At 58.3% G+C, this 26234-nt stretch carries 28 protein-coding genes; 17 read left to right on the top strand and 11 right to left on the bottom strand.

The genetic code is table 11. The annotated features are described in order from the left end of the window. Nucleotides 1-4: 4 nt before the first annotated feature. Nucleotides 5-862: a CoA ester lyase gene (locus GS636_RS08130; RefSeq protein ID WP_171093673.1), complete on the bottom strand. Its 858-nt coding sequence runs from the start codon at nt 860-862 to the stop codon at nt 5-7. Between the two features lie 169 nt (nt 863-1031). Here GS636_RS08130 and GS636_RS08125 point away from each other — a divergent pair, with 169 nt between their 5' ends. After that, nucleotides 1032-1337, top strand: a complete 306-nt coding sequence (locus tag GS636_RS08125; protein ID WP_171669095.1) for a hypothetical protein — start codon at nt 1032-1034, stop codon at nt 1335-1337. Here the strand turns inward: GS636_RS08125 and GS636_RS08120 are convergent, their stop codons facing one another. After that, a complete protein-coding gene (locus GS636_RS08120; protein ID WP_171669094.1) occupies nt 1338-2093 on the bottom strand; it encodes a sulfite exporter TauE/SafE family protein in 756 nt (251 codons plus the stop codon). A 161-nt stretch (nt 2094-2254) separates the two neighbouring features. Here GS636_RS08120 and mdh point away from each other — a divergent pair, with 161 nt between their 5' ends. The 10 genes from mdh (at nt 2255) to lpdA (ending at nt 13816) form a co-directional block, all read left to right on the top strand. Further along, the gene (gene mdh / locus GS636_RS08115; RefSeq protein ID WP_171669093.1) at nt 2255-3217 is read left to right on the top strand and encodes a malate dehydrogenase; all 963 of its coding nucleotides are present in this window, start codon (nt 2255-2257) and stop codon (nt 3215-3217) included. Nucleotides 3218-3526: 309 nt separating this feature from the next. After that, nucleotides 3527-4720, top strand: a complete 1194-nt coding sequence (sucC, locus tag GS636_RS08110; RefSeq protein ID WP_171183956.1) for an ADP-forming succinate--CoA ligase subunit beta — start codon at nt 3527-3529, stop codon at nt 4718-4720. Nucleotides 4721-4817: 97 nt separating this feature from the next. Next, nucleotides 4818-5645: a glycosyltransferase family 25 protein gene (locus GS636_RS08105; RefSeq protein WP_171669092.1), complete on the top strand. Its 828-nt coding sequence runs from the start codon at nt 4818-4820 to the stop codon at nt 5643-5645. A 13-nt stretch (nt 5646-5658) separates the two neighbouring features. Continuing rightward, entirely contained in the window at nt 5659-6540 is an 882-nt protein-coding gene (gene sucD / locus GS636_RS08100) for a succinate--CoA ligase subunit alpha (RefSeq protein ID WP_171669091.1), read from the top strand. A 41-nt stretch (nt 6541-6581) separates the two neighbouring features. Beyond that, on the top strand, nt 6582-7121 hold the full coding sequence (locus tag GS636_RS08095; protein WP_171183952.1) for a DUF805 domain-containing protein: 540 nt from the start codon (nt 6582-6584) through the stop codon (nt 7119-7121). Beyond that, nucleotides 7118-10075 (top strand): 2-oxoglutarate dehydrogenase E1 component, encoded by a 2958-nt coding sequence (locus GS636_RS08090; protein WP_171669090.1) that lies wholly within the window; start codon nt 7118-7120, stop codon nt 10073-10075. Before GS636_RS08095 ends, GS636_RS08090 begins: the two co-directional genes overlap by 4 nt. A 3-nt stretch (nt 10076-10078) precedes the next feature. After that, on the top strand, nt 10079-11590 hold the full coding sequence (odhB, locus tag GS636_RS08085) for a 2-oxoglutarate dehydrogenase complex dihydrolipoyllysine-residue succinyltransferase (RefSeq protein ID WP_171669089.1): 1512 nt from the start codon (nt 10079-10081) through the stop codon (nt 11588-11590). Between the two features lie 2 nt (nt 11591-11592). Then, complete coding sequence (locus GS636_RS08080; RefSeq protein WP_171669088.1) at nt 11593-11862, top strand: hypothetical protein; 270 nt, start codon at nt 11593-11595, stop codon at nt 11860-11862. Between the two features lie 85 nt (nt 11863-11947). Further along, nucleotides 11948-12358 carry an MAPEG family protein gene (locus tag GS636_RS08075; protein ID WP_171669087.1) on the top strand — a complete coding sequence of 137 codons (411 nt, stop codon included), beginning with the start codon at nt 11948-11950 and terminating at the stop codon, nt 12356-12358. A gap of 69 nt (nt 12359-12427) precedes the next feature. Further along, nucleotides 12428-13816 (top strand): dihydrolipoyl dehydrogenase, encoded by a 1389-nt coding sequence (gene lpdA / locus GS636_RS08070; RefSeq protein ID WP_171669086.1) that lies wholly within the window; start codon nt 12428-12430, stop codon nt 13814-13816. Nucleotides 13817-13952: 136 nt separating this feature from the next. Here the strand turns inward: lpdA and GS636_RS08065 are convergent, their stop codons facing one another. Genes GS636_RS08065 through GS636_RS08050 form a run of 4 tightly spaced genes read right to left on the bottom strand, consistent with a single transcriptional unit; the run spans nt 13953 to nt 16858 of the window. After that, entirely contained in the window at nt 13953-14558 is a 606-nt protein-coding gene (locus GS636_RS08065; protein WP_171669085.1) for a pyridoxamine 5'-phosphate oxidase family protein, read from the bottom strand. After that, nucleotides 14545-15285, bottom strand: coding sequence for a 1-acyl-sn-glycerol-3-phosphate acyltransferase (locus GS636_RS08060; RefSeq protein WP_171183943.1), 741 nt, complete (start codon nt 15283-15285; stop codon nt 14545-14547). The genes GS636_RS08065 and GS636_RS08060 overlap by 14 nt, the downstream gene beginning before the upstream one ends. Then, complete coding sequence (locus tag GS636_RS08055; protein ID WP_171183941.1) at nt 15285-16184, bottom strand: ABC transporter permease; 900 nt, start codon at nt 16182-16184, stop codon at nt 15285-15287. Before GS636_RS08055 ends, GS636_RS08060 begins: the two co-directional genes overlap by 1 nt. Next, nucleotides 16181-16858 carry an ATP-binding cassette domain-containing protein gene (locus tag GS636_RS08050; protein ID WP_171093705.1) on the bottom strand — a complete coding sequence of 226 codons (678 nt, stop codon included), beginning with the start codon at nt 16856-16858 and terminating at the stop codon, nt 16181-16183. The genes GS636_RS08055 and GS636_RS08050 overlap by 4 nt, the downstream gene beginning before the upstream one ends. 181 nt (nt 16859-17039) lie before the next feature. Between GS636_RS08050 and GS636_RS08045 the strand changes: the two genes are divergently transcribed. Continuing rightward, nucleotides 17040-17765 carry a zinc-ribbon domain-containing protein gene (locus tag GS636_RS08045; RefSeq protein WP_171105495.1) on the top strand — a complete coding sequence of 242 codons (726 nt, stop codon included), beginning with the start codon at nt 17040-17042 and terminating at the stop codon, nt 17763-17765. A gap of 2 nt (nt 17766-17767) precedes the next feature. Here the strand turns inward: GS636_RS08045 and GS636_RS08040 are convergent, their stop codons facing one another. The 5 genes from GS636_RS08040 to argH all read right to left on the bottom strand — a co-directional run bounded on the left by GS636_RS08040 (nt 17768) and on the right by argH (nt 23507). Next, a complete protein-coding gene (locus GS636_RS08040; RefSeq protein ID WP_171669192.1) occupies nt 17768-20260 on the bottom strand; it encodes a TIGR02302 family protein in 2493 nt (830 codons plus the stop codon). A 91-nt stretch (nt 20261-20351) separates the two neighbouring features. After that, complete coding sequence (gene lysA / locus GS636_RS08035; protein ID WP_171669084.1) at nt 20352-21617, bottom strand: diaminopimelate decarboxylase; 1266 nt, start codon at nt 21615-21617, stop codon at nt 20352-20354. A gap of 61 nt (nt 21618-21678) precedes the next feature. After that, nucleotides 21679-21834 (bottom strand): hypothetical protein, encoded by a 156-nt coding sequence (locus GS636_RS08030; RefSeq protein WP_171669083.1) that lies wholly within the window; start codon nt 21832-21834, stop codon nt 21679-21681. Between the two features lie 87 nt (nt 21835-21921). Then, nucleotides 21922-22119 carry an argininosuccinate lyase gene (locus GS636_RS08025; protein WP_171093711.1) on the bottom strand — a complete coding sequence of 66 codons (198 nt, stop codon included), beginning with the start codon at nt 22117-22119 and terminating at the stop codon, nt 21922-21924. Continuing rightward, on the bottom strand, nt 22119-23507 hold the full coding sequence (gene argH / locus GS636_RS08020; RefSeq protein WP_171183934.1) for an argininosuccinate lyase: 1389 nt from the start codon (nt 23505-23507) through the stop codon (nt 22119-22121). The genes GS636_RS08025 and argH overlap by 1 nt, the downstream gene beginning before the upstream one ends. Before the next feature lie 21 nt (nt 23508-23528). Between argH and GS636_RS08015 the strand changes: the two genes are divergently transcribed. The 5 genes from GS636_RS08015 (at nt 23529) to GS636_RS07995 (ending at nt 26210) form a co-directional block, all read left to right on the top strand. Then, nucleotides 23529-24095, top strand: a complete 567-nt coding sequence (locus GS636_RS08015; protein WP_171669082.1) for a TlpA disulfide reductase family protein — start codon at nt 23529-23531, stop codon at nt 24093-24095. Between the two features lie 90 nt (nt 24096-24185). Beyond that, entirely contained in the window at nt 24186-24515 is a 330-nt protein-coding gene (locus GS636_RS08010) for a hypothetical protein (RefSeq protein ID WP_171179097.1), read from the top strand. Between the two features lie 59 nt (nt 24516-24574). After that, the gene (locus tag GS636_RS08005; protein ID WP_171093718.1) at nt 24575-24961 is read left to right on the top strand and encodes a hypothetical protein; all 387 of its coding nucleotides are present in this window, start codon (nt 24575-24577) and stop codon (nt 24959-24961) included. Continuing rightward, nucleotides 24958-25929 carry a sterol desaturase family protein gene (locus GS636_RS08000; protein ID WP_171183929.1) on the top strand — a complete coding sequence of 324 codons (972 nt, stop codon included), beginning with the start codon at nt 24958-24960 and terminating at the stop codon, nt 25927-25929. The genes GS636_RS08005 and GS636_RS08000 overlap by 4 nt, the downstream gene beginning before the upstream one ends. A gap of 92 nt (nt 25930-26021) precedes the next feature. Further along, a complete protein-coding gene (locus GS636_RS07995) occupies nt 26022-26210 on the top strand; it encodes a hypothetical protein (protein WP_171669081.1) in 189 nt (62 codons plus the stop codon). Nucleotides 26211-26234: the final 24 nt, after the last annotated feature.

Below are 26234 nucleotides of genomic sequence, written 5' to 3'. Positions count from 1 at the left end.
TGGCTTACCCCGCTTGCAAAGCTGAAATCGCCTCTGCTTTTGCCAGAATTTCGCGGGCCGTTGCAACGTGCAGATTTTCAACAATCTTCCCATCCACAACAGCAACACCCTGACCCTGTGCTTCGACTTCTTCAAAAGCCGTAATCTGACGGCGGGCCAAATCGATCTCGTCGTCAGACGGCGCGTAGGCGGCATTTGTGATTTCCACCTGCGCAGGATGAATCAGTGTCTTGCCATCGAAGCCCATATCGCGGCCTTGCGCACATTCAGCGGCCAGACCGTCACCGTCTTTGAACGCGTTGTACACGCCATCAACGATGATCAGACCTTCGGCCTTGGCAGCAAGCAGGCACAGACCCAATGACGTCATAAGTGGTAGGCGGTCGGGGCGGAAACGGGTTTGCAGCTCTTTCGCCAGATCATTGGTGCCCATGACAAAGCCAGCCATCAGAGGATGAGCGGCAATCTCTGCCGCGTTGAGCATCCCGCGCGGTGTTTCCATCATGGCCCAAATCGGCAGATCTCCGGTGATCGCTGCAAGTGCATCCACGTCGGCCGCCGAGTTTACCTTGGGCAACAGAACAACGTCAGCATCCATGTCACGCACAGCCTCGGCGTCGGCACGACCCCATTTGGTGTCCAATCCGTTGATCCGCACGATCTTGACCCGCGCCCCGTAACCACCAGTGGCCAAGGCTGCCTTGAGCGTCTCGCGCGCGTTGTCCTTCTCATCTGCTGCGACGGCATCCTCCAGATCAAAGATGATCGCATCCACAGGAAGGGTCCGTGCCTTGTCCAGAGCCCGGTCTCTGGAACCTGGGATGTAAAGAACCGAACGATAGGGGCGCTGACGAGGATCCATGGACCACTCCCATTGAAATAAAGTTGCGCGGAATGGGGCATTTTTTGCCGGAAAGTTCAAGAAGAAATTTGCCGCAGCGCAGCAAAAGCGACGCAACGTGCTTTGCCTTAACCGAATTTCGCCACCTCGGCCCCACCCTGAGCAACAGATGGAATCGAAGGGGTAAGGGATGGACAAGACACTGTTCAAGTTGACAATGGGTCTGGGGATCATGGTTCTGGCGGCACAACAGGTACAGGCTGCGGGCCAGAACTGCGCGCCGCGAGAGGACGTGTTGACACGGCTTCATGAAACTTATGGCGAAACGCGCCGGGGCCTTGGGCTGGCCCGGCAAGGCGCGGTTATGGAGCTGTTCGCTTCGAGCGAAAGCGGCAGTTGGACGATCACGGTGACCTTGCCAAACGGGGTCACGTGCTTGGTGACCTCCGGTCAGGCTTATGAGGAAGTCGCGGACGCCTTGCCACCGAATGCCTGATTACGTAAGCGCGGCCCAGATAAGTTTGCTGCCCGTTAAGGTCAACAAAACGTAGGCAATTCCAAAGAACACGCGTTCGGACATCATAAAATGCGCCCGAACGCCAAGCCAGGCCCCAAGAATGGCAAAGGGTGTCAATAACAGGTCGGCCAATGCCGTGTGCCACGTGAACAGGCCCAAAAAGGCGTAGGGCACAAATTTCGCGATGTTGATGATCCAAAAGACCAGCACAGTGCTGGCCTGAAACTCGGTCTTCGACAGTTTTTGTGACAACAGGTATACCGCCGCGGGCGGACCTCCTGCATGACTGACAAAACTGGTGAAGCCTGCGACCAGCCCGGCAAAAAGCCCGGCCGACGGTGGCAGGCGATTGGCAAATCCACGCACCCAGCCTCTGGTCTGTGCAATGTGCCAGATTACAAACCCAACCGAAATGCCACCGATCAGCAGTCGCAACAGGTCGTCATCCGTTGCCCTATACAGCCAAGCGCCCAGTGCGACGCCTGGTACTGCGCCCAAGATCAGCAGACGGGAATCCGGCCAATTCCACCGCTTCCAATAGGGCCCCAACGTGGCCACATCGATGACCATCAGGATCGGCAGCATCAACGCCAGAGCCTGTCCGGGTTCCAGGATCAGCGCCAGAATCGACGAAGACGCAAAGGCCACGCCCGAGCCGAAACCGCCCTTTGAGATACCTGCAAATATCACCGCAGGGATCGCCACAGCAAAAAACATCAGGTTCAATTCGAACATGCACCGATCCCGGTTTTGGCTTGTCTCAAAGGCCCTTTAGCGCAATCACACATGGATCCGCAAACGGTATGCGGTTGTATGCCACGTCGCAGAACCCTTGCCTATTGCCGTTTTAGCGACTAGCACGACCGCGATTTCAAAACCGACCGGAGATATTCCAAATGGCCAGACCCAAGATTGCGCTGATCGGCGCGGGGAACATCGGCGGCACGCTTGCGCATCTTGCAGCTGTCAAAGAACTGGGTGACGTAGTCCTGTTTGACATCGCTGACGGACTGCCGCAGGGCAAGGCGCTCGACATTGCCGAGTCCGGCCCATCCGAAGGCTTTGACGCCTCGATGAAGGGCACCAGCGATTATGCCGATATCGCCGGAGCGGATGTATGCATCGTGACCGCTGGCGTGGCCCGCAAGCCAGGCATGAGCCGCGATGACCTGCTGGGCATCAACCTGAAAGTCATGAAGTCGGTGGGTGAAGGCATCGCCGCGCACGCACCCGACGCGTTCGTGATCTGTATCACCAACCCGCTGGACGCGATGGTGTGGGCTCTGCGCGAATTCTCGGGTTTGCCGCACAACAAGGTTTGCGGCATGGCTGGTGTTCTGGACTCGGCGCGCTTCGCACACTTCCTGTCGGAAGAATTCAACGTCTCGATGCGTGACGTCACCGCATTTGTGTTGGGTGGCCACGGCGACACCATGGTGCCTTCGGTGCGCTATTCGACAGTTGCCGGCATCCCGCTGCCCGATCTGGTTGAAATGGGCTGGACCACGCAGGAAAAACTGGACGCCATCGTTCAGCGCACCCGTGACGGTGGCGCGGAAATCGTTGGCCTGCTGAAAACAGGTTCCGCTTATTACGCGCCTGCTACTTCGGCAATCGAAATGGCCGAAGCTTTTCTGAAAGACCAGAAACGCGTTCTGCCTTGCGCTGCCTACTGCAGTGGTGAGCTGGGTGTTGATGGTCTGTACGTTGGCGTCCCAACTGTGATCGGTGCAGGTGGTGTTGAACGTATCGTCGACATCAAGCTGAACGAAGACGAGCAGGCCGGTTTCGACAACTCGGTCAACGCTGTGAAGGGCCTGATCGACGCCTGCAAAGGCATCGACAGCTCACTGGCGTAAAACTGCGTTCAGATTGGAACTTAAGACCGGCCCGTTTTTGGGCCGGTTTTCTTTTGAACTGCGTTGACCCGGGTCGCTCATGTTGGCGCAAACGTCGCAAATCCCTTTTTTTGAATGTGATTTTCGGTCCTAGTTCAGATTTTTCGAATCAATTCATTCGCTGGTTATTTTTGTGATCACACCCTAAAAACCCGTGATCACAAATAGCGAAAATCTTCGCTAAAAATCCATTGGACATCAAAAAACCCTTTAAACTTGACCGCTAGACACCCCTATAACGGTTAAACGCAGTCAGACGGGACAATTTCGATGAACATTCACGAATATCAGGCCAAAGCTCTTCTTCGCAGCTATGGCGCTCCGGTCTCCGATGGTCGCGCCGTGCTGCGCGCCGAGGAAGCCAAAACCGCAGCCGGCGAACTGGACGGCCCGCTTTGGGTGGTCAAAGCGCAAATCCACGCAGGCGGACGCGGCAAGGGTTCCTTCAAAGAAGCCGACGCCGGTGAAAAAGGCGGCGTGCGTCTGACCAAATCGGTCGAAGAAGCCGCCGAGGAAGCCAAGAAGATGCTGGGCCGCACACTGGTCACGCATCAGACCGGCCCCGCAGGCAAGCAGGTCAACCGCATCTATATCGAAGCCGGTTCGGGCATCGAACGTGAACTGTACCTGGCCCTTTTGGTAGACCGGCAGACCAGCCGCATTTCGTTTGTCTGCTCGACCGAAGGCGGCATGGACATCGAAGAAGTGGCTGCCGCGACGCCCGAGAAAATCCTGTCCTTCTCGGTTGACCCTGCGACGGGGTATCAGCCCTATCACGGTCGCCGCATCGCGTTCTCGCTGGGCCTGCAAGGCGCTCAGGTCAAGCAATGCGTCAAACTGATGAACCAGCTCTACAACGCCTTCGTCGAGAAGGACATGGAGATGCTGGAGATCAACCCGCTGATCGTCTCGGACAGCGGCGACCTGAAAGTGTTGGATGCCAAGGTCGGGTTTGACGGCAACGCCGTTTACCGCCACCCCGACATCGCCGAGCTGCGCGACACGACCGAGGAAGACCCCAAAGAACTGGAAGCCTCCAAGTACGATCTGAACTACATCGCGCTGGATGGCGAGATCGGCTGCATGGTGAACGGCGCCGGTCTGGCGATGGCCACCATGGACATCATCAAGCTGTACGGGGCCGAGCCTGCCAACTTCCTCGACGTGGGTGGCGGTGCCACCAAAGAGAAAGTGACCGAGGCGTTCAAGATCATCACCTCGGACCCGCAGGTCAAAGGCATTCTGGTTAACATCTTCGGCGGCATCATGCGCTGTGACGTCATCGCCGAGGGCGTTGTCGCCGCGGTGAAAGAGGTCGGCCTGCAGGTTCCGCTGGTCGTGCGTCTGGAAGGCACGAATGTCGAGAAAGGCAAAGAGATCATCAACACCTCTGGCCTGGACGTGATCGCGGCAGACAACCTGAAAGACGGTGCCGAGAAGATCGTGAAGGCTGTTAAGGGTTAAGCTGCTTGCGGTGGGGTTGGCTTAAAGCCCGCTCCACGGCGCGAACAACTCAGCAAGTGTTTTTTGTTGAGAGGAATCGAAAGAAGCAATCGATCTGATGACCATCCCCATCTTCCTCATAGGTCTAGAACGCGCCACAGGGCGGGCGCGTTTGATGGAGCAGGAACTGCAAAAGGCAGGCCTGTCGGCGACGCGCGTTAATGCTGTTGATTGCGACGCCGCCACCCGTGATGATTTCCTGCGCGAGTGCAAGGCCGAGGGGCCGTGGGGCTATTTCCATACCAAGGATATGGCCTGCACCCTCAGCCATGCCAAAGCGTGGGAAGCATTGATCGCCTCGGGCGCGGAACAGGCGTTGATCCTTGAGGATGACGTGTTCCTGAGCCCGGAACTGGCCGATTGGTTGAATGACCCCTCCTGGTGGCCCGCAGATGCCGATATTGTGCGGTTCGAACGCTGGCGTAGCACCAAGCTCTATGTCGCTCTTGGGCGCAAGCGGTTGATCCATCTGGGGCGCGAGCTGCGCCTGATGCGGTCACGCCATCCCGGAGGCGCGGCATACGCGCTGACACGACAGGCGGCACAGCATTTTCTGGCGCAGAAACCCTATGACATCACGTTGGACGGGCTGTTGTTCAACCCGTCAGCCTCACCAGCGGCCCGTCAGATCAACATCTATCAGGTGATCCCGGCCATGGTCGAACAGGGCAACGAAGCGCCCGGTGAATACAACATGGGCGCGCCGCGCAGCCGACCGAAAGGCTGGCCATTGGTTCGTCAAAAGATCCGACGCGGCATTGCTGAAATCAGCAGCGGTCTACGCACAACGGCCAATCTGGCCTTGGGTCGTGCCACGCTCGAAAAAATTACCTATGCGCCGCAGGTTCTGCCGGCGACTGAACCCAATCAATCCAACACCGCCTAGAGAAAGGGACAAAATGGCAGTCCTCATCGACGAAAACACCAAAGTGATCTGTCAGGGCTTTACCGGCTCGCAGGGCACATTCCACAGCGAACAGGCCATTGCCTATGGCACCAAGATGGTCGGCGGCGTGACCCCCGGCAAAGGCGGGTTGGAGCATCTGGGCCTGCCCGTGTTCAACTCGGTCCACGAGGCCAAGCATGTGACCGAAGCCAACGCCTCGGTAATCTACGTGCCCCCGCCCTTCGCGGCTGACTCGATCCTCGAAGCGATTGATGCCGAGATGGAGGTGATCGTTTGCATCACCGAAGGTATCCCGGTTCTGGACATGATGAAGGTGAAGCGCGCGCTGGAAGGCAGCAAGTCGCGCCTGATCGGCCCGAACTGCCCCGGTGTCATCACGCCCGACGCCTGCAAGATCGGTATCATGCCCGGCCACATCCACAAGCGTGGCTCGGTCGGCGTTGTGTCGCGTTCGGGCACCCTGACCTATGAGGCCGTCAAACAGACCACCGATGTCGGTCTGGGCCAGTCCACCTGCGTGGGCATCGGCGGCGACCCGATCAAAGGCACCGAGCATATCGACGTGCTGGAATGGTTCCTGGCCGATGACGAAACCACATCGATCATCATGATCGGTGAGATCGGTGGCTCGGCCGAAGAAGAAGCGGCGCAGTTCCTGGCGGATGAGGCCAAGAAGGGCCGCAAAAAGCCGACCGCCGGTTTCATCGCAGGCCGCACGGCTCCTCCGGGCCGCCGCATGGGTCACGCCGGCGCGATTGTCGCCGGTGGCAAAGGCGGTGCCGAGGACAAGATCGAAGCCATGCGCTCGGCCGGTATTGTCGTAGCCGAAAGCCCGGCGCAGCTGGGTGAAGCTGTGCTGGAAGCGATTGGCTGATATAGCAGCTTCGGCTGTCTAATCGGGGAGGAACGGAACACATGACCTTTAGTGAGGCTGTCAGAACGTGTTTCTCCAAATTCTTCACTTTTTCGGGCCGTGCATCGCGGCCCGAATACTGGTTCTTTTTCCTGTTCGTCGTGATCTGGGGCTTCATCGCCGGGATCATCGACTGGCAGTTCTTCACGCAGGTCTCGGTCACCGAAAGCGATGAGGTGAAATCCGTCACCGCCACGTCCAGCCAACCGGTCCAGAGCATTGTCGGCCTGATCGTCTTTTTCCCCCATCTGGCCGTCGCATGGCGGCGGATGCATGACACCGGGCGCAGCGGGCTTTACGCCTTACTGCCGGTCCTTTTGATCCTTGGCGCCTTTGCGGTTCTGATCTTTGGCATTGGTATTGCCAGCCAGTTCCATGGCGGAACGCTCGACATATTGTTTACCCGCGCAACATTGCTGATCGTCATTCCGACACTTATCGTTCTTTTTGTGTCGCCCCTCCTGGTTCTGTGGTGGCTGACCCGCCCCAGCCAACCAGGCACCAACCAATACGGTCCCAACCCATATGAGGTAGCCCAATGACCGAACACTCGCCCAACTCTGCCTTTCATGCCTCAAGCTTCATGCAGGGGCACAATGCCGAATATCTGGAGCAGCTTTACGCCCAATACACCAAGAACCCTGGTGCCGTAGACGCGGCCTGGGTTGAGTTTTTCAAGGCTATGGGTGACGCCGCGCCGGATGTGCAGCGCGAGGCCGAAGGGCCTTCTTGGGCGCGGACCGACTGGCCGCCCATGCCTGCCGATGATCTGACAGGCGCGCTGACCGGGGAATGGGCCGAGATTGACGCCAAAGCGGCGGGCAAGAAGATCAAGGACAAGGCGGCTGACAAGGGTGTTGAGGTCAGCGATGACCAGATCAAACGCGCCGTGCTGGACAGCCTGCGCGCCCTGATGCTGATCCGGGCCTATCGGATCCGGGGCCATCTGGCCGCAGATCTGGACCCGCTGGGGATGCGCGCGGCATCCAATCACCCAGAGCTGGATCCAAAGACCTACGGCTTTACCGACGCCGACATGGACCGGCCGATCTTTATCGACAACGTTCTGGGGCTTCAGGTGGCCTCGATGCGGCAGATCGTCGAGATTGTGAAGCGGACCTATTGCGGCACCTTTGCGCTGCAATACATGCATATCTCGAACCCCGAAGAAGCCGCTTGGCTGAAAGAGCGGATCGAAGGTTACGGCAAGGAAATCGCGTTCACCAAGGAAGGCCGCAAGGCGATCCTGAACAAGATGGTTGAGGCCGAGGGTTTTGAGAAATTCCTGCACGTCAAATACATGGGCACCAAACGCTTTGGTCTGGACGGCGGTGAAGCGCTGATCCCTGCAATGGAGCAGATCATCAAGCGCGGTGGTGCGCTTGGCCTCAGCGACATCGTCATCGGGATGCCGCACCGGGGGCGTCTGAACATTCTGGCCAACGTGATGGGCAAACCATACCGCGCCATCTTCAACGAATTCCAGGGTGGCAGCTTCAAGCCCGAGGATGTGGATGGTTCAGGCGACGTGAAATACCACCTCGGCGCATCCAGCGACCGTGAGTTTGACGGCAATTCTGTGCACCTGTCACTGACCGCCAACCCCTCGCACCTTGAGGCGGTGAACCCGGTGGTTCTGGGCAAGGTTCGCGCCAAACAGGATCAGCTTGGTGACACGGATCGCACCAAGGTCATGGCCATCCTGCTGCATGGCGACGCGGCCTTTGCCGGTCAGGGTGTCGTGGCCGAAGGGTTTGGTCTGTCTGGTCTGCGCGGTCATAAGACCGGCGGCACTATGCATATCGTGGTAAACAACCAGATCGGCTTTACCACTGCGCCGCACTTCTCGCGCTCGAGCCCTTATCCGACGGATATCGCGTTGATGGTTGAAGCGCCGATTTTCCACGTGAACGGGGATGACCCCGAGGCGGTGGTACATGCCGCCAAGGTGGCGACCGAGTTCCGTCAAAAGTTCCACAAAGATGTAGTTCTGGATATCTTCTGCTATCGCCGGTTTGGTCACAACGAGGGCGATGAGCCCATGTTCACCAACCCGATCATGTACAAAAAGATCAAAACGCACAAAACCACGCTGTCCCTGTACACTGAGCGTTTGGTCAAAGACGGCCTGATCCCCGAGGGTGAGATCGAGGACATGAAGGCCGCCTTCCAGGCACACCTGAACGACGAGTTCGAAGCCGGAAAAGACTATAAACCCAACAAGGCCGACTGGCTGGATGGGCGCTGGTCACATCTGGACAAGAACAAAGACGAGTACATGCGCGGTGAGACAGCGATCACGCCCGAGACTCTGGCCGAGGTCGGCGGCGCGCTAACCCGTGCCCCGGCCGGGTTTGCCCTGCACAAAACCGTCGGTCGTCTGCTGGACCACAAGAAGCAGATGTTTGAATCCGGCACGGGCTTTGATTGGGCCACCGGTGAGGCACTGGCCTTCGGATCGCTGTTGACCGAAGGCTACCCGGTGCGTCTGTCAGGCCAGGACGCCACGCGCGGCACGTTCAGCCAACGCCATTCGGGATTCATCCATCAGGAAACCGAAGAACGGTATTACCCGCTGAACAACATTCGCGCAGGTCAGTCGCATTACGAAGTGATTGACTCGATGCTGTCCGAATATGCGGTGCTTGGGTTTGAATACGGTTATTCGCTTGCTGAACCCAATGCCCTGACCCTGTGGGAAGCGCAGTTTGGTGACTTCGCCAACGGCGCGCAGATCATGTTTGACCAGTTCATCAGTTCAGGTGAATCGAAATGGCTGCGGATGTCCGGTCTGGTCACACTGCTGCCGCACGGGTTCGAAGGGCAAGGCCCCGAACACTCATCCGCGCGTCTGGAACGGTTCCTGCAAATGTGCGGTCAGGACAACTGGATCGTGGCGAACTGTACGACGCCCGCAAACTATTTCCACATCCTGAGGCGTCAGCTGCATCGCACCTTCCGCAAGCCGCTGATCCTTGTGACACCCAAATCGCTGCTGCGCCACAAACTGGCCGTCAGCACCGCCGAGGATTTCACAACCGGTTCCAGCTTCCACCGGGTGCTGTGGGATGACGCGCAAAAAGGGAATTCGGACACCAAGCTGGTAGCGGATGACAAGATCAAGCGGGTCGTCATGTGCTCGGGCAAGGTCTATTTCGATCTGCTGGAAGAACGTGACGCGCGCGGCATCGACGACATCTACCTGATGCGGATCGAACAGTATTACCCCTTCCCTGCACATTCGTTGATCAACGAGCTTGAGCGCTTCAAAGGGGCCGAGATGGTCTGGTGTCAGGAAGAACCCAAGAACCAGGGTGCCTGGTCGTTCATTGAACCTAATATCGAATGGGTTCTGACCCGGATCGGCGCAAAACACAAACGTCCGGTCTATGCCGGTCGCGCAACATCGGCCTCGCCCGCGACGGGTTTGGCCAGCCAACACAAAGCCCAACAAGAAGCGCTGGTGAACGAAGCGCTGAGCATTAAAGGAAAGTAAGCGATGACGATTGAAGTTCGTGTTCCCACGCTTGGCGAGTCGGTCACCGAAGCCACTGTTGCCACATGGTTCAAGAAGCCCGGCGATGCGGTCGCCGTGGATGAGATGCTGTGTGAGTTGGAAACTGACAAGGTCACAGTGGAAGTGCCTTCTCCCTCTGCGGGTGTGATGGCAGAGATTGTAGCCGCCGAAGGCGACACCGTTGGCGTTGATGCTCTGCTTGCCACCATCACGGCTGGCGAAGGCGCGGCTGCTGCCCCGGCTGCAGCAGCGGCCCCTGCTGCCGCGCCAGCTGCTGCGGGTGGGTCTGTTGATGTGATGGTTCCTACACTTGGAGAATCCGTCACGGAAGCCACCGTTTCAACCTGGTTCAAACAGGTTGGCGACAGCGTCGCGCAGGACGAAATGTTGTGTGAATTAGAAACCGATAAAGTCTCGGTCGAGGTTCCGGCTCCGGCTGCGGGTGTTCTTGCTGAAATCGTTGCGCCGGAGGGTGCAACTGTGGATGCAACCGCCAAACTGGCCGTAATCTCTGGCGCTGCCGCGGGCGCGGCACCTGCGCCTGCTCAGGCGGCAGCAGCGGCCCCGGCAGCCGCAAGCACCGGCAAGGACGTGGCGAATGCACCCTCTGCTGAAAAAGCGATGGCCGAAGCCGGATTGTCAGCAGATCAGATCACTGGTACCGGTCGCGATGGTCGCATCATGAAGGAAGACGTGGCAAAAGCAGTCGCTACGGCCGCGGCTCCGGCGCCAGCACCGACGGCACCGGCCCCGGCCGCTCAGGCTCCACGAGCACCGGTTGCGGCTGAAGACGAGGCCCGCGAAGAACGCGTTCGCATGACCCGTCTGCGTCAGACCATCGCCAAGCGTCTTAAGGATGCGCAAAACACGGCCGCGATCCTGACCACCTATAACGAGGTGGACATGACCGAGGTGATGGCCCTTCGGAACCAGTACAAGGACCAGTTCGAGAAGAAACATGGCGTGCGTCTTGGTTTCATGTCGTTCTTCACCAAGGCCTGTTGCCATGCGTTGAAAGAAGTGCCCGAGGTGAATGCCGAGATTGACGGCAATGACATCGTCTACAAGAACTTCGTCCACATGGGCGTCGCCGCTGGCACACCGCAAGGTCTGGTGGTTCCGGTCATCCGTGATGCGGACAGCATGTCCTTTGCCGCGATCGAAAAAGCCATTGCCGAAAAGGGCAAGCGCGCCCGCGACGGTAAACTGTCCATGGCTGAAATGCAGGGCGGCACGTTCACCATTTCGAACGGTGGTGTCTATGGCTCGCTGATGTCGTCGCCGATCCTGAACCCCCCGCAGTCGGGTATTCTGGGGATGCACAAGATTCAGGATCGTCCGATGGTCATCAACGGTGAGATCAAGATCCGCCCGATGATGTATCTGGCGCTGTCCTATGACCACCGGATCGTCGATGGTAAAGGCGCGGTGACCTTCCTTGTTCGCGTGAAAGAGGCGCTGGAAGACCCACGCCGCCTGCTGATGGATCTGTAATCATGGCGACACATGTACTCTGGCAGGCCGATGTGGCCGATTTTGATGTCTGGCTGAAGGTATTCCAGGAAGACAAACCGATGAGGGAGGCTGCGGGTATCCGAGACCTCCACATCTGGCGCGACCCTGAGCAGAAAGATCATGCGGTGGCATTGTTCGAAATCACCGATTTGGAGCGCGCGCAGAATTTTATCGAGTCAGAAGAGCTCGCCATGCACCATGAACGTGGCGGCGTGGCCCATATTCACACAAAAGTTCTGACACCCGTCTGAACACGATGGCGGAGCATCAGGGGTGACACACCTTTTGCATACGCTCCGCCACAGAACTCATACGTACTCAACACGGCGTCTTGCAATGAACGCAGAACTGACAGCACTGACCATGGCCGCCCTTCTACAGGTTCTGCAGTTTGTTCTTATGGCAGTCCCTGCAAATCTGGAATTGGGTCCGGGCAAAACCATGTCACCCCGTGACAGGGCCAGATTGGGCGGGACGCTAGAAGATCAGTTCTCGGATGGGACAGCGCGGCTTTATCGTGCCCTCAACAACCATTTCGAAGGCTTGATCCTGTTTGCCATTGCCTGTGTTGTCGTAACCGTTTCAGGCAAGGAAAACGCACTGACGGCCACCTGCGCCTGGACCTATCTGGCCGCGCGCGTGCTGTATGTTCCGGCATATTATTTCGGTTGGAAACCGTGGCGCAGCGTCATTTGGTTCTTCGGGTTTCTGGCCACAACCCTCATGCTTTTGGTGGTTTTGCTATGAGACCGCCAACCCATATCCTGTTCAGAGGTTCCTGCCCTGCAACAGCCCGAATTCTCAAGGAGATCTTCCATGGCAAACTATGACGTTATCGTAATCGGCGCCGGTCCCGGCGGCTATGTCTGCGCCATCCGCTGCGCTCAGCTTGGTCTGAAAACCGCCGTGGTCGAAGGGCGCGATACGCTGGGCGGCACCTGTCTGAACGTGGGCTGTATCCCGTCTAAGGCGTTGCTGCACGCCTCGCACCAGCTGCACGAGGCCGAGCATAACTTTGCCAAGATGGGTCTTAAGGGCAAAGCACCTTCGGTCGACTGGAAGCAGATGCAGGCCTACAAGGACGAGGTGATCGAGGGCAACACCAAGGGCATCGAATTCCTGTTCAAGAAGAACAAGATCGACTGGCTGAAAGGCTGGGGATCGATCCCTGCCGCTGGTCAGGTCAAGGTTGGCGATGAGGTGCATGAAACAAAGAACATCATCATTGCGTCTGGGTCCGAACCTTCCTCGCTGCCGGGTGTAGAAGTGGACGAGAAGGTTGTCGTGACCTCAACCGGCGCACTATCGCTAGGCAAGATCCCGAAGAAAATGGTCGTCATCGGCGCAGGCGTGATCGGACTGGAACTGGGTTCGGTCTACAGCCGTCTGGGGGTCGAGGTTACGGTGATCGAGTTCCTCAAGGAAATCACACCAGGCATGGACCCCGAAGTGCAAAAGACGTTCCAGCGCATCTTGAAGAAGCAGGGCCTGAACTTTGTGATGGGTGCTGCGGTGCAAAAGACCGAAGCGACCAAGACCAAGGCCAAGGTGACGTACAAGCTGCTCAAGGATGACAGCGAGCACGTGATCGATGCCGATACCGTTCTGGTCGCCACTGGGCGCAAGCCTTATTCCGACGGTCTGGGGCTGGACGCCTTGGGTGTTGAGATGACCCAACGCGGCCAGATCAAGGTGGGTTCCGACTGGCAAACCAACGTGCCGGGCATCTATGCCATTGGCGACGTCACCGAAGGCCCGATGTTGGCGCACAAAGCTGAAGACGAGGGCATGGCCGCAGCCGAGCAGGTTGCAGGCAAACATGGTCATGTGAACTATGGCGTTATTCCAGGCGTAATCTACACCTGGCCCGAAGTCGCAAATGTGGGTGAGACTGAAGCAACCCTGAAGGAACAAGGACGCGCCTATAAAGTCGGCAAGTTCATGTTCATGGGCAATGGGCGCGCCAAGGCGAACTTTGCCTCGGACGGGTTTGTGAAGATCCTCGCCGACAAGGAAACAGACCGCATTCTTGGCGCTCACATCATTGGCCCGGCTGCGGGTGATCTGATTCATGAGGTCTGCGTTGCGATGGAGTTCGGCGCTTCGGCAGAAGATTTGGCCCTGACCTGTCACGCGCACCCAACCTATTCAGAGGCCGTGCGCGAAGCCGCACTGGCCTGCGGTGACGGACCAATCCACTCCTGATCCGATACTTGTGAAACCGGAGTTTTGCGAGGCTCTGCCTCGCGCTCCGAGGTATTTTGAGCCAGATGAAGCGGGGGATCCCGACTTTGTCTGGCTCATAGTTTTCCAGGGCAGGTGTGGCGGGGCAGAACCGCTGTTACCACATGGTTTTCCGGGCGCGCCCATGCCATTCCGCATCATAATTTGCGCCACCTTCGTCGCCGCCGGATGCCTCGGCAAGCAGCTCGCCCACGGTTGGAAGCTGCGCGCTTTCATCCTCGCTGGTCCAGGTTCGAGCCCGCATCAAAGCGCGCGCGCATTGGCTGTAAATTTCGCTGATCTCAATCAGAATAACGGTCGCCGGGCGCTTGCCATGTTTTTCAAACCGGGCGCGTAGCTCTTCGTCAGCCGTGAGTTTTGCGGTTCCGTTCAATCGAATGACTGTGTTCGATCCGGGTACGAAAAACATCAATGAAACACGTGGGTCGCGCACGATGTTCCGCAGGGAATCCAAACGGTTGTTGCCACGCCAATCTGGCATGGCCAGTGTTCGCGGGTCCAATTCCAGCACAACCGGGCCATTATCGCCACGCGGGCTGCCGTCCACGCCTTCTGGACCGACGGTACTGAGCACACAAAGGCGCGATGCCATAATCCATTTGCGATAAAATGGTGTCAGATGACGAACGACCTTACGCAAAGATGGTGCGCCGGGTTTCCCATAGTGGGTTTCCAGCGTTGCAATGTCGTCAATGGTGTCCATCAGGATCAAACCCCACTTCGCGCATCAGTTCATTCGAGCGTGTTTCAATCACATCTTCCAATCGACCAAGAAAATCGTCGCGCTCAACCCCGGGTTCAATTGGCTCAAGAAAATCCACGATCGCGAGGCCGGGTTTGCGCATGACCCCGGTCCGGGGCCAAAACACTCCGGCATTTGTAGCCACTGGCACACAGGGAACTCCGAGACCTTCATAAAGAACGGCTGTACCGATCTTGTACGGTTTCTTAACCCCTGGTGCGACGCGCGTGCCTTGAGGGTAGATCACCAGTTGCCCAGGTTCTGAAAACTCTTTCGCCACGTCCTTTACCATCTTCGCAACCGCTGCGCCGCGCTTGCCGCGATTGACCGGAATACAGCCAAGCCGACGGGCATACATTCCGATGACCGGTGTAAACAGGAGTTCACGCTTCATGATGAACTTCCCATGGGGAATAGCGCTGAAGATCATGATGATATCAAGGAACGACTGATGCTTGGCACCCACGACCACTTCATTGGTTGGCGCGGTGCCCCGAACCTCACACCGAATACCCACCATCCAACGGGCCAGCCACATGGTGCTGTGTGCGTACGTTTTACACGCCCTCAGAGCCCCGCGTTTCGAGAACAGGGCGTAAGGCAGAAATACAATGCCAAGGATCAGCATCCAGGCGTAGATCACGATCATGAAGACCAAAGAGCGCACCCACTGAACGGCTTTGAACATCAGGAAAGCTCCTTCAACTTGCGTCGGGCCGCAGCCCAGGTGGCGAAAAAGGCGACAGCCGCGCCAAGAATGGGGATGAGAATGGGCAGCACCCAATCGGTGCCCTGAAAGCCCACCCCGCTCAGAAAGCCGCCGGCATCCGAGGCTTCGGGCAGCAACAAAACGCCCGTCATACCCAGCAAGGTCCCAACAAAGGCGCCGAAAAAGGCGCGATAGGTAAAGCGCCGGACAAAAGCCCCGGCGATAAATCTGTCGCGTGCGCCAACCAGACGCAACACCTCGATGATCTGAGCATTCGCCGCCAGAGACGCATTTGCCGCAAGTGTGATCATTGCCGCCGTCGCCCCCCCGATCAGCAGGATCGAGATCCACCCCAAACGCCGTAGCGACATAGCCGCCTCGACAAGAGGTTCACGCCATCGCGTATGATCATCCAGCACCGCGCCCGGCACTTCGGCTCCCAGACGCAAACGTAGCCCCATAACATCCATTCCCGGTTCACCTTCGGTGATTTCGATGAGCTGCGGGATGGGCAAACTGTCCAAAGGCAGGTCCGGTCCGAACCACGGCGACAAAAGCGCGGCCTGTTCCTCGGCGCTTAAGGCGCGAGCAGACGCGACGCCAGGTGTCTGGCTGAGCACCGACAAGGCTGCTTCAGTCTGCGCAGCAAGCTGCTCTGCAGGGGCATTGATCCTCAGGGTTGCGGCCCCCGCCAGTTCCGAGGCCCAACGGTCGGCAATCCGGCCAGACGCAAGCGCCAACGCCAGTGCAAACACCACCAGAAATGCCATCGCCCCGGCAACAAACAAAGTCAGATGAGCGGTGTATCCGGTTGGCGGAACGACACGGTTCGCCCGCGAATCGCCACGCAGCAGGGTATTTACCTCAGCTCTGGTCATAGGTCGGCCCCCGCCAGATGCAGCTTGCGCTGAGAAATCCGCAGCACGCGTGCCTGAACCTGACTTTTGGCGGCTCGGATCAGGCTCATGTCATGGGTTGCGATCAATACTGTCTTGCCCATCCTGTTCAACTCGATCAGCAGGCGCAGCAGACGTTGGGACATTTCCCAATCCACATTGCCCGTGGGCTCGTCCGCCAAGACGACATCGGGCGACAGGATGACAGCACGGGCCAAGGCAGCGCGTTGACGTTCGCCTCCGGACAATTCAGGCGGGTGTGCTTCAAGCCGCGCGCCAAGCCCCACCCAACTGAGCAATTCGTTCAGATTGTCCTGTTCTGACGTTTCAGAGCGCCCGGACACCATCAGCGGCAAAGCGACGTTTTCCGCAAGCGTCATATGGTCCAGGAACTGACAATCCTGATGTACGACACCGACACGACGACGCAGCACAGCCAGTTGATCCCGGTCAAGTGAGGAAATGTCCTGATCAAATACGCTCAGACGCCCCGAGGTTGGCAGCAGGGCCCCATAACACAGTTTGAGCAGCGTTGTTTTGCCCGCGCCGGACGGGCCGGTCAGAAAGTGAAACGATCCCGGCTGCAATTGAACCGAGACGTCGCTCAGCAATTCGCCGCCACCGTAGGTGTAGCTGACATTTTCCAGCTCGATCACACGTGCCCCCTTTATTTGCCGCTCTTCTTGCCCGAGCAGGGTGGCGGATTCAATGGCTCTACCGAGTCCAATTGGTGACACTTGGCCCATGAAACCGAAAACGCCCTTTGCTGACGGGTCTTAACCGAATATCATCCCTGAAAAAACTATTATCGGCCCATCGCCCGGCCGGGGAGGCAGCATGCGTCTTACATGTCCGAATTGCGGTGCGCAGTACGAAGTTCCTGACGAGGTTATCCCCGAGGAAGGTCGTGACGTGCAGTGTTCCAACTGCGATCAGACCTGGTTTCAGCCGAAGCACCCTGAAGGATCTGTAACCGCGCCAGTCGAAGACGCGGAAGCGCCGGAACAGGAACAGGAACAGGAACAGGTTGAAGCGGCGGATCAGCCGACAGAAGAGCCTGAGACCACAGAAGCGGTCACCTCTGACGTTGCGGACACTTCGGCATCTACGGGCAACGTCGATCCGTCAGTTGCCAATATTCTTAAAGAAGAAGCCGAGCGTGAGGCGGAGTTGCGTGCGCAGGAAGGCAGCAACCTGGAAAGCCAGCCCGATTTGGGATTGGATCAACCGCCAGAGCCCAAGGTCAAGCCCAAGCGACCAGCCGCCTCGGAAACCGCTGTTGACGCTGGTCAAAAAGATGCGCTTCCGGATGTCGAGGCGATCAATTCCAGTATGCGCACGGATGAGACAGAAGACGCAGGACCCGCCCCGCGCAAATCAGGCGGGTTCCTTCGCGGATTTGCGCTGATGCTGATCATCGGCGTGGTTCTGTACCTGATCTACGGCAACGCGCAGCAGATCGGCGAAGCCGTGCCACAGGCTGACCCACTGCTCAGCTCATATGTGTCCTTGGTGGATCAGGCCCGCATCTGGCTTGAAGCTCAGGCTGGCGCTCAGAACTAAAGTTAAAACCGCTCCAACAGACGTTTGAGGTATTCCAGCTCAATCTCGGGGCGGTCCGTTTCTCCGGTCCGGCGGCGGATTTCGTCCAGTAACTCGCGCGCCCGGCGATAAACGTCTTCGCCCTGCAGCAGGTTTTCGTCAGTTGAGATCGAACCACCGGCCCCCGGGTTGCGGCCCAGAGGATCGCGATTGTTGGCTTGCGCCTCGCCTTCCTGTGTACCCTGACCCGGCTGGTTTTGCTGGTTCTGGGCCATGGCCTCTCCTAGTGAACGCATCCCCTCGCGCAGCGCTTCCATGGCTTCGGACTGACGATCGATGGCTTCGGCCAGATCATCCCCGCGCAGGGCCTGTTCCGCCTCGTCCATGGCGCGACCGGCGCGGCCAAGCGCATCCCGGGCCGCGTCGCCTTCAGTTGTACCGGCGCCGGGCAGATTTTGCTGCTGGCGGTTCAGTTCATTGCGCAGGGCCTGCTGACGGTCCGCCAGTGATCCCTGCCCCTGCTCGCCCTCTCCGGCCTGATCCGAGCCTTGGCCCTGACCACCCTGGCCTTCGTGGCTTTGCCCCCGGCCAAGCCCGCCATTGCGGCCTTCATTGCCCTGACTTTCACCGGATTGCGCACCGGGGTTGAACTGTTCTTGCAAGTCGCGGAACGCCTGATCGCTCAGACCCTGCTGTTCGCGCAGGGTTTCAGCCAGACCTTCCATCGCCTGCTGTCCTTCGGATTGTTGGCCTTGCCCCTGGCCCTGGGTCACGCGCATGTTTTCCATCATCTGCTGGAACTCTTCCAGCGCCTGCTGGGCCTCGGCCATCCGACCTTGCTCCATCAGTTCCTGAATGCGGTCCATCATGCGCTGCAGGTCGTCCTGCGTCATCTGCAGGGATTCACCGCTCTGTCCGGGCTGGTTTTCGCCTTCCTGACCATTCTGCTGAGCAAGACGTTGTAGCTGCTGCAGGTAATCTTGCGTCGCTTCACGAAGCTCTTGCATAAGCTCGGCGATTTCTTCGTCGCTGGCCCCGTTTTGCATCGCTTCGGTCAAACGCTCTTGTGCGCGACGCATACGTTCCAATGCGTCCGCCAAGGTGCCATCCTCGATCAACACGGCAAGCTCCCACAGGGCTTGCGCGATCTCTTCCTGCTGCTCCGGGTTCAGCGCTCCGTAGGTCTGGAAGGCTTCCAGCCGCCGTAAGGCCACCCGCAAGCGCAGGTAAGCAGTGTCCGACCGGAACAGATCCTCTGGCAGATGAGAGACAGCCCGCAATAGCTGCGCCACGCGCGGCGCATTGGACCGCGACCAGAGCAGATCACGCCGCTGTTCGATCACCGCTGCCGCCAGCGGGTCAAAGAATCGACGGGCTGGCAAGGCGGTCATAAATGGCTCGGACGCCGACTGCTGATCTGCCGCATCCACGGCGATCAATGTGATCTTCACTGGCAGATGGGCCCAGGGGTGTTGCGAAAAATCTTCGATCAGATCTTCGCTGAAATCCGCACGGTCACCGGTGATCGGCATTGGCAATTCGATCTCAATCACCTCTCGCGGCTCAGGCTTGATCGTCAGGCCATGACGGCGATCCACCGCCGCCAGATCCAGTTCGATCCGGGCTGATCCCGAGACCACGCCATAATCGTCGCTTGCGACATATGGCAGCTTCATTTGCCCGCCTGCCTCGGCCTTGGCAGATCCGGCAACGGCGATCTTTGGTGTTGCATCGTCGATGACCTGCACGGCCCATTCGCGGCCTGCAGGGCCATCAATGCGCATTTGACCAGAACGTTCAGCCACGAACTCCTGTTCGGGATCGACTGCAGCCTCAGTCCCCAAGGTCGAACTGTTCTCGGTCAGGCTATGTGCGCCGACCTCACCATACATCCGCAAGGTAATGCGGCTGCCTTTCGGGACTGACAGCTCTGTATCGGCTTGATCCGCAAGATACAGCGTTGGCAGGCCGGTGTATCTTGGGGGTTCAACCCAACCTTCCCAGGTTGGGCCTTGCCCCGCATTTGCTGTTCCGGGCGCCATATCGGCCACCGAACCTACGCGCCACAAAGAGCCAAACAGAACCGCCACCACAAAAGCCAACAACGCTGCATAGCGCAGCGCGTAAGGATCACGCGACGCCAGCCGCAGGTCGGGTTTGGCGGGTGCAGCAGTTGCGGCACGCTGCGCCATCCGGTCTTTGTGGGCCTGCCACAGTGCGACCGAGTCCTGATCTGTGGACCCAATCGCCTGATCATCCATCAAGGCTTGAATCGGGCGACCGGGCAGCGTCTCATCCAACCGCATGAGCGCATCTGCACGAGACGGTAGGCTAACTCTTCTCAACCCCCAAACACCCGCCACAACGATCGCAATCAACGACAGCGCGCCCGCGCCCCAAACGACCTCAACGGCAAATTGGTCTTGCAGACCCAGCATCAGCGCCGCAAGCAGGACCATCAAGATCGAGAACAGCGGCCAGAACGCACGCAATACCTGTTCAGCCACCATGCCCATGTGGGTCAACCACAAGGACAGGCGCGGAATGGGCAGGTTTGATCTGTTGGTCACGGCGGGCCTCCGGGCTTGGGCCCGCGCGGTTATCGCATCAGAGCCACGAAGGTATGGTATCGCGGTTTATGATTTCGTCAAAGCTTGGCCGTTCACGAATGACTGCAAATTGATCACCATTGACCAAAACTTCGGGGATCAGGGGACGGGTGTTGTATTCGCTGGCCATAACCGCTCCGTAAGCGCCTGCGCTGCGGAAGGCGATCAGATCCCCTGATTCCAAGGGCGGCATATTGCGCTGCTTGGCAAAGGTATCCCCCGATTCGCACACGGGGCCCACTATGTCATAGGGTTGCTGTTCAACCCCGGCCGCCGGTTCCTGTACCGCAACGATGTCGTGATGCGCCTCGTACATCGCCGGGCGGATCAGATCGTTCATGGCCCCGTCCAGGATCAGGAAATCCCGACCTTCGCCAGACTTCACGTAAATCACCTTGCTGACCATCAACCCAGCATTGCCCGCGATCAGGCGGCCCGGCTCGATCTCGATCTCGCAGCCCAGATGGCCGAGTGTTTTCTTGATCAGGGCGCCATATTCCACCGGCAACGGCGGCGCTTCATTCGAGCGGGTGTAGGGGATGCCCAACCCGCCCCCAAGATCGAGGCGGCGGATGTTGTGACCTTCAGCGCGCAACTGTTCGGTCAGTTCAGCAACCTTGGAATAGGCCAACTCGAACGGCTCAAGTTCGGTCAATTGCGAGCCGATATGGACGTCGATCCCGATCACCTCCAGCCCCGGCAGGCTGGCGGCATGTGCATAGACCTCGGACGCGCGTGCAATCGGAATGCCAAACTTGTTCTCGGACTTGCCGGTCGCAATCTTGGCGTGGGTCTTGGCGTCCACGTCCGGGTTCACCCGAACAGTGATTGGTGCCACTACGCCCAGCTCCAGTGCGACCGCGTTGATCACGTCCATCTCTGGCTCGGACTCAACGTTGAACTGGCGGATTCCACCTGTCAGCGCGGTGCGAATCTCGTCCGCCGTTTTACCGACACCCGAAAAGACGATCTTGTCGCCTGAAACGCCTGCAGCTTTGGCGCGCAAATACTCACCGCCCGAGACCACATCCATTCCCGCCCCCGCTTGCGCCAGAGTCTTCAAAATGGCCTGGTTGCTGGCCGCTTTCATCGCGTAGCAGACCAGATGATCGGTGCCGTCCAGCGCATCATCAAACAGCTTGAAGTGCCGCAGCAGTGTCGCCGTCGAATAGACGTAAAAAGGGGTTCCGACCGCTGCAGCGATTTCGGAAACAGGGACATCCTCGGCGAAAAGCGCGCCGTCGCGGTAGAGAAAATGATCCATACCCGCGCGCTTAGACCAGAAGGCGACTTCGGATCAATGGATTCCGCACTCAGCGTCCTTGTTAATTTGTGGTGGAAACACCTACACGGCCGTAGCCAGAGATTGAAATACCGCTGCCAGATTGCTTGGGTTCTGCCGAAGGTTCGGGGCGTCGCGCGGATGAGGGTTCACATGCCGCCAGCGCCGCAAATGCCAAAATCAGTCCAACTGTTCTCATGTCAGTGTCTTTTCATTGAGAGGATCAGCGCGTTTTTGCACGCGCCCTAATTGGGGTATTGGGCCCGAGTGTACAATGCAAAAGGGTTCAGAACCCTAGATAAATACCCAGCGGCCCACGGCTAAGGCCAACGCCCCCTGCAACATAGGTCCCGCTGGTACCAACCCCAATCGTGGCGCTGGCCGTTGGTTGAACTGCTGTGGGCTGCGACGGCTCACCATCGGCCCCGCATCCGGCCAGTATCAGGCCGGACACCACGATCGCCACCACACGAACAGCTGTCATCACACCATTGCCTTCCATCGTTCGATCTGGGCACGCACCTGATCAGGGGCCGTGCCGCCGTAAGACTGGCGCGAGTTTACCGAGTTTTGCACGGTAAGAACAGAATAGACGTCATCGGTGATATCTGCGTGAACCGATTGCATATCCTCCAGCGTCAGATCAGGCAGATCGCAGCCTTTGCTTTCGGCCATGGCCACCAGCGACCCGGTTACATGGTGCGCATCTCGGAATGGCAGGCCCAGAACCCTTACCAACCAGTCAGCTAGATCGGTGGCGGTCGAGAAACCGGACCCCGCAGCCGCTGCCAGGCTGTCCCTGTTGGCGGTCAAATCCTTCACCATGCCTTCCATCGCAGCCAGCGCCAGCATCCAGTTATCGGCAGCGTCAAAGACCTGTTCTTTGTCTTCCTGCATGTCCTTGGAATAGGCCAGCGGCAGGCCCTTCATTACCATCATCAGCGCCGTGTTGGCCCCAAAGATACGCCCGACCTTGGCGCGGATCAGCTCGGCCGCGTCAGGGTTCTTCTTCTGCGGCATGATCGACGAGCCAGTCGAGAAGCGGTCGGATAGCGTCACAAAACGAAACTGAGCAGACGACCAGATCACAAGCTCCTCGGCAAAACGAGACAGGTGGACGGCGCAGATCGACGCGGTCGAAAGGAACTCCAAGGCAAAGTCGCGGTCGCTGACAGCATCCAACGAGTTTGCGGCAGGGCGGTCGAAGCCCAGCGCCTCGGCCGTCATGTGGCGGTCAATGGGGAACGACGTTCCGGCCAGTGCCGCAGCACCCAGCGGAGATTCATTCATGCGCGCACGGGCGTCGCGAACGCGGGACAAGTCACGGCCAAACATCTCGACATAGGCCATCATATGGTGGCCCCATGTCACCGGCTGCGCGGTTTGCAGGTGCGTGAAACCGGGCATCACCCAATCGGCCCCGGCCTGGGCCTGCGCCAAAAGCGCGCGGATCAGGGCCGAAAGGCCCGATTCCGCCGCGTCAAATTGATCCCGTACCCAAAGTTTGAAATCGGTCGCCACCTGGTCATTGCGCGAACGGCCTGTGTGCAAACGGCCAGCGGGCTCACCAATCACCTCTTTCAGGCGCGCCTCGACATTCATGTGAATGTCTTCCAGTGCGGTCGAAAACTGAAACTCCCCGTTCTGGATTTCTGACAAAACGGTGAGCAGCCCTTCCCGAATAGCCTCGGCGTCACTATCACTTATGACGCCTGTGGCAGCCAGCATGGCGGCATGGGCGCGCGAGCCTGCGATGTCCTGGGCTGCCATCCGCTGATCGAACCCGATCGAGGCGTTGATTGCCTCCATGATCGCGTCTGGACCGGCGGCAAAGCGGCCGCCCCACATCTGGTTCGAGGATTGATCGGTCATGTAAGAAAACCCGGAGTTGATATGCGCCTATTTCGTCTGATCCCCCTTTATATGGCCCTTGCGCTGGGTGCAAACGCCGCTTTGGCGACCGATGCGGAAACGCTTGCCCTCCTGCGGGAAGACAGCCTGAAACGCCTGATCCTGCATAAGGAACCCAAACCCGCCAAATCCATTGAATTCCAACTGGAAGATGATGGTGGCGTCGGTACGCTTGCGGATTACGAAGGCAAATACGTGCTGCTAAACTTCTGGGCCACATGGTGCGCGCCCTGCCGCAAAGAGATGCCACAGATCGCGGAGCTTCAGGAAGAGTTCGGAGGCGACAAGTTTCAAGTCCTGACACTAGCCACCGGTCGCAACTCTCCTGCCGGGATCACCAAGTTCTTTGAAGAAAATGGCATCGAAAACCTCCCGCGTCATCAGGACCCAAGCTCAGCTGCTGCACGGGAATTCGGCGTGATCGCGCTGCCCATTACAGTCATCCTGGACCCTGAAGGTCAGGAAATTGCCCGCCTGATCGGCGATGCTGAATGGAATTCGGACAGCGCCAAAGCAATTATTTCGACGCTTGTGGAAGCCAATAGCTGACGCCTGCGCAGCTTTCCCTTGTTTGTGCTACACTTGAACCGGCCCAAATGGGTCGGTTTTCGTTTGTAACCTTGTGGGAAGGAGGCTGCGATGAAACCGGTGGTTCTTTTGATTGGGAAGCTGCCAAACGTGATCGGCGATGTGGCCAGACAATTGGATCACTTGCCGATTCAATGGCTGGGCGCGCATGACACCGACGAAGTTCGAAAGCAGTTGGATGCCGAACCTCGGATCACCTGCGCCATTTTGGGCGCAGGTCTGGATGATACGATTCGCGGAGAGATGGTTGGCATCATTGCCGCCCGTCGTCCGGATATATGCATCCACCTCAAGGATCGGGCATCAGGCCCAGATGGTCTTGTGCCCTTTGTCCAACGTGTTGTTCAGTACGAAATTCTGGAACGTCTGGAACGCACCTGACGCAACGCCACCTTTGACAGCCCCAACGCGTCTTTGCAGGGTGTCCGCAGGAGGATGGGATGCCGTTGGAAATACTATTGGTTCTGGTGGTCGGAGGAATCGCCGGAATCACATTGCTTTTGCATCTGACGGGCCGCTCAGAACCTTTTGTGCTGACCCCCGAAACCGCACGCGCGCAATGGCTGCGGCATGCACCGGACGACACCATCATTGATGTCACGATCTCGAATGACCGCCACGCGGCACTGGTGCGTACCGAAACCGGCGCAGGGCTGCTGTGGTCCTTCGGTGCCGACACTGTGGCCCGGCATTTGCTGGATTTCGATTGGATCGAACACCCCGAAGGCTTTGAAATCCAGTTTCACGACTTCGGCACCCCCGGCACTCTTATCCACCTGGACGAAATAGAGCGCGCCCACTGGCGTCACCTGATGGAGCCCGAATGACCGACCAGATCAGTTTCCCCGATGCCGTTCAGTGGGCGGTTCCCTTTTTTGTGGCCGCGATTTTGGCGGAATTTTTGTGGATCGCCGTCAAAGGCAAAGGCGGGAGATACGAAACGCGTGATGCAGTAACCTCGCTCATCATGGGCGCAGGTAATATCGCGTCTGGGTTTCTGCTGGGCTTCATTGCGTATGGCTTTTTCATGTGGCTGTGGCAGATCACACCGCTGGATCTCGGCACGTCGATCCCGGTGATCATTCTGTGCTTTGTGCTGGACGATTTCCGCTACTACTGGGTGCACCGTTTTGGCCACCGCATCCGCTGGGTTTGGGCAAACCACGTCAATCACCACAGCTCACAGCATTACAACCTGACCACCGCTTTGCGGCAGCCCTGGACCTATACCTTTACGCTGATGATGGTCGTGCGCGCGCCATTGATCCTGATCGGGTTCCATCCGGCCATGGTCCTGTTTGTCGGTGGATTGAACCTGATCTATCAGTTCTGGATTCACACCGAGGCCATCGGAAAGATGCCCCGCTGGTTCGAGGCCGTTATGAACACCCCCAGTCACCACCGCGCCCATCACGGCCGGAATGCACGCTATCTGGATTGCAACTATGCGGGCGTCTTCATCATCTGGGACAAGATGTTCGGAACCTTTGTTCCAGAGCAGGAAAACGACCGTGTCGATTTCGGACTTGTTCACAATATCGGCACATTCAACCCGTTGCGCGTCGCCTTTCACGAATGGGTCGGAATCTGGCGTGACGCGACCCAGCCCGGTCTGACACTACGTCAACGGCTTGGTTATTGCTTTGCCCCGCCGGGATATAGCCACGATGGCAGCCGCGACAGCTCGGAACAGATCAAAGCCAAACACCTGGTCCGTCACCCGGAAGATCGCGGAACGCCCGGGTTTGAGCGTTTCGATGAAAAACTGCCCACTGGACAGGCAGAGCAGGTCTGACACCAGCGAGCGCGCACCCTTCGCTCTTGAAATTCGGGCTTTGGGGGCCATATCGACACTCATCTGTAATCAAAGAGTGAACGAGGGTCGGCATGAACCGTTTGGCAGTCATTTCAACCTATGTCGGTTTGTCCGGTCTTTTGCTCGCGATGATTACAGCGTTGAACAGCACTGCACCGGCATGGATCGCCTTGGGCTTTGCTTTGATGGTTACAGGCGCAATCGGAGCGGTACTGAGCGCAGCGTCGTCCCTTGCCCGCGCTTGGAACATCTCTCGATAAATCCTGAATCTGCTGGCTCCTTAA

Origin of the sequence: Ruegeria sp. HKCCD4884, from assembly GCF_013110855.1 — a bacterium.
In the GTDB taxonomy this organism is placed as follows: Bacteria; Pseudomonadota; Alphaproteobacteria; order Rhodobacterales; family Rhodobacteraceae; genus Ruegeria.
This window is presented reverse-complemented; position numbering and strand designations above follow the sequence as displayed.